Annotated in this window: 6 protein-coding genes; all 6 read right to left on the bottom strand. The window is 42.9% G+C overall.

From position 1 onward, the window contains the following. Positions 1-146: 146 nt before the first annotated feature. Positions 147-1,523, bottom strand: coding sequence for an MlaD family protein (locus EWV84_RS20625; protein ID WP_287079755.1), 1,377 nt, complete (start codon positions 1,521-1,523; stop codon positions 147-149). 272 nt (positions 1,524-1,795) lie between these two features. Then, on the bottom strand, positions 1,796-2,041 hold the full coding sequence (locus EWV84_RS20620) for a hypothetical protein (protein WP_286823788.1): 246 nt from the start codon (positions 2,039-2,041) through the stop codon (positions 1,796-1,798). Next, positions 2,034-2,243 (bottom strand): hypothetical protein, encoded by a 210-nt coding sequence (locus EWV84_RS20615; protein WP_287079754.1) that lies wholly within the window; start codon positions 2,241-2,243, stop codon positions 2,034-2,036. Before EWV84_RS20615 ends, EWV84_RS20620 begins: the two co-directional genes overlap by 8 nt. Before the next feature lie 10 nt (positions 2,244-2,253). Further along, positions 2,254-2,406 carry a hypothetical protein gene (locus EWV84_RS20610; RefSeq protein ID WP_286823784.1) on the bottom strand — a complete coding sequence of 51 codons (153 nt, stop codon included), beginning with the start codon at positions 2,404-2,406 and terminating at the stop codon, positions 2,254-2,256. A gap of 9 nt (positions 2,407-2,415) precedes the next feature. Further along, the gene (locus EWV84_RS20605; protein ID WP_286823783.1) at positions 2,416-2,544 is read right to left on the bottom strand and encodes a hypothetical protein; all 129 of its coding nucleotides are present in this window, start codon (positions 2,542-2,544) and stop codon (positions 2,416-2,418) included. Positions 2,545-2,701: 157 nt separating this feature from the next. Next, complete coding sequence (locus EWV84_RS20600) at positions 2,702-2,926, bottom strand: hypothetical protein (RefSeq protein ID WP_286823782.1); 225 nt, start codon at positions 2,924-2,926, stop codon at positions 2,702-2,704. Positions 2,927-2,984 lie beyond the last annotated feature (58 nt).

Raw genomic sequence — 2,984 nt, 5'->3', positions numbered from 1 at the left:
ATATGGACGTTTACGACCAGCGATGCTAGGGTCAAGCTGAAACATCTTTATCCTGTGTTTGAGGAGGAGGAATCGGGAGAATCTATTGCACCAAATTAGCTGAAACAGTCCACTAGGGTCTGCTGAAAAAGTTTTTGCCGCAAACCCTACTTAGATTCAGGTTTCTTAGCGTCTTTTTCTGGGGTATTAGCGGCGGGATTTGGGGCTATTGTCGCAATTTGGGCGGCCATTCTTGTCATTGCTTGACCTTGGGCGAATTCCTGCTGTAGTTGTTCGCTAGAAGAAACCAAACGACTTAAACCCTGAATTAAGCGGATAATTTCCTGTCGCAGTTGCGGATTACCGGTAATTTCATCCACATCCGAGGTGATTTTCTGAAGATTGACAAAAGCAGCGCGAGAGGAGTCGAGGAGTTGCTGTAGGGTGACAACAGTGGCAGGATCGGAGAGATAAGCGGTAAAGTTGCCTAAATTTTCGCTTAATTTAACAGCATTTGCCGAAATAGTGTTTAAATTCTCGATAATTTGGCTTTTCTGCACTTGCGTCAGGATGGGATCTAAAGCAGCGAGAGTAGTTTGTAGGCGATCGCTAGTAGTTTTGATACTATCGAGAGTGGCAATTAAACGATTTTGATTAGCTGCCAAAAAAACCCGCAGTTCTTCGGTAGTTTGGCCCACCAAAAGCAGCGTTTTTCGGGCCTCCACTAGAGTAGCGTCTAAATTTCTCAGGCCGCCACTTCCCTGTAAACTTCTCAGTAAAGTAGTCGCTTCCTGACTCAATCCCCCGACACCGGAAAGATCACTAGAAAGGCGATCGAGGGAACCGGATACTTGGGGTAAGGATTCTAGAGATCTCATCCCCGAATTAAGTTTACCTAGAGTACCGCTGCGACGAACCTCGCTTAAAGCGGTGGTTGCCTCACCACTAAAGCGATCGAGTCCCCCCAAGGCATTAGCAGCGCGTTGGGTAAAGGAACGAAATCCGGCCACCATATCGGGATCACTAACTAGATTAGAAATTCTCAGTAAAGATCTGATCAAGGTATTGACATTTAGCGCCGATTGCCCTTGTAAACGGGAACCGTTACAGATAATCACTTCCCCATTGCAGTTAGGACTCAAAGGGGGTTCTTTGATACCACCGACGGGTAAAGCTTGCAGGGGAGTAATATCGATCGTGGTTTCACCCACTAAACCAGATTGAATGGCTTCGATGAGGGAATTACTGGGAATTAGGCGATCTGCGGGCGAAATCTCCACTTCTACGGCGACTCCCTCCGGTTCTGGGGTAATTGCCGTCACTTGCCCGATTCTCACTCCCCGATAACCGACGCGGGTTCCCACCATCATGCCACCCACATTAGGAAAAAGGAAGGTGACTCGATAACTGCGTCCCCCGAAGCTAAAATTACTTAACCAGGCGATAAACCAGATTAATATTCCCCCCGATGCCAGTAACATTAAACCGATACCACTTTGCCGCAGAGTTGGGGAAATCCCTCGTTGTGAACCGCCAGCTTCCATAAATAATTACTCCTCATCTCTAAAAAGTATCTCACTTTAAAAGGCACAATTCTTAAAAGTCCTCGAAGCCTTACGATTAAGGTGCAAGCTAACGCTTGAAATCATATTAAAAGGCACTCTCGGACTAGGATTAGGTTTAGACCCTAACCCCATTCCCCCCGCAATAGCGGGTAGGATGCGATTAGGCTAAATAGGAATATCGTCATCAACCAGATCAAAGTTTGCAAAGTTTGGTTCCCAGTCTTCCAGGTAGAATTCGCTGTTGCTCGCTTCTACCTCCTCCCTGGTGGGAACATCTTCATGGTTCGCTTGTCGTCCCTAAACTCATCTTCCCAGTTTAAAGTCTGACTCCAAAGAACCTGTTTTAGCGCGATTATATCATCGCCTTCAACCGCAATGACATAATCGCCTAACATTTTCAGAATTAATCTGTTTTCTTCTGGATTAACAAAATAAACATGATTTAAATTAATCCAGTAATTTTGACCTGAATCACTTCCATAATAAAAATTAGCCATTGCCTACCTCAACAGTAGTAAATTCAACGATTTCTTGCTGTCTGTCTAAAACGATAATGTGAATTTTAGCTTGTCTTAAATAGGCTAATATTGCTGCTTTATGTAGCTCGCTTAAGCATCCAAACTCGATTAAGTCAATCATGGCATCTAAACTATTCTCGATGCCATAATCGCCTATTGTTTCCTTAAGTTGATTACTCATGATAAAATTGCTAAATTGGTTTAACCGAATCCCCGATTTTAGGATTCTCAAATGTCTTTAGGTAATCGGATTCAATCGTAGCTTTATTTTCCTCTACGCTGATAACCCGTCCACTCCCCTTGAGAATTTCTAGATATTCCCATCGACCTTGAATTTTTTCCATGGTTGGTTCCTACACTAACATTCGCCGTCCTACTTGGATGTTGTTTCGTTTTCCCTGGTTCATGACTAACTGATAGGGACTAATAATATCAATTATTTGAGCGGGGAAAGTGCCTTTAGGCGATAATAATACTGTCATCGCTACACCCGTCAATAAGGAACCCAGTCATCGACATTAACTAACTTGCCATTGTCGAAAAAATATAATAGGACTTACGCATTGACAGAATTTCTGTAGTATGCCTTTGAACTTCAGACTATGGCTTCCAAGTTATTGAGGTCAAGGAAGTTGGATGCTAAATTATTGACAATAAAAGAGCGGATGACCTCAGTAAATAACTCCCTTTGTCAGGAATACCAATTTCGTAACAATAACCAATAACCAGTTTTTTATCCTTTGCATATTGCCAAATTTCCGTATCCCTTGGACTTCTACCTAAAACCGAAACATGAATGATCGGTAAAGATGGAGTAAACAGGATTTTAGCTGGTAAATTTTCATCAAAGAAAAAACCATTCATGCAATTTTTCTGACTTCATAGTGATTCGCCATCAATCTTGCTGCAAATTGCATACAGG

Origin of the sequence: Microcystis sp. M_QC_C_20170808_M3Col (assembly GCF_007095505.1) — a bacterium.
GTDB lineage: Bacteria > Cyanobacteriota > Cyanobacteriia > Cyanobacteriales > Microcystaceae > Microcystis.
Note: the sequence above shows the minus strand (reverse complement) of the source record. Positions and strands in the feature narration are given on the sequence as shown.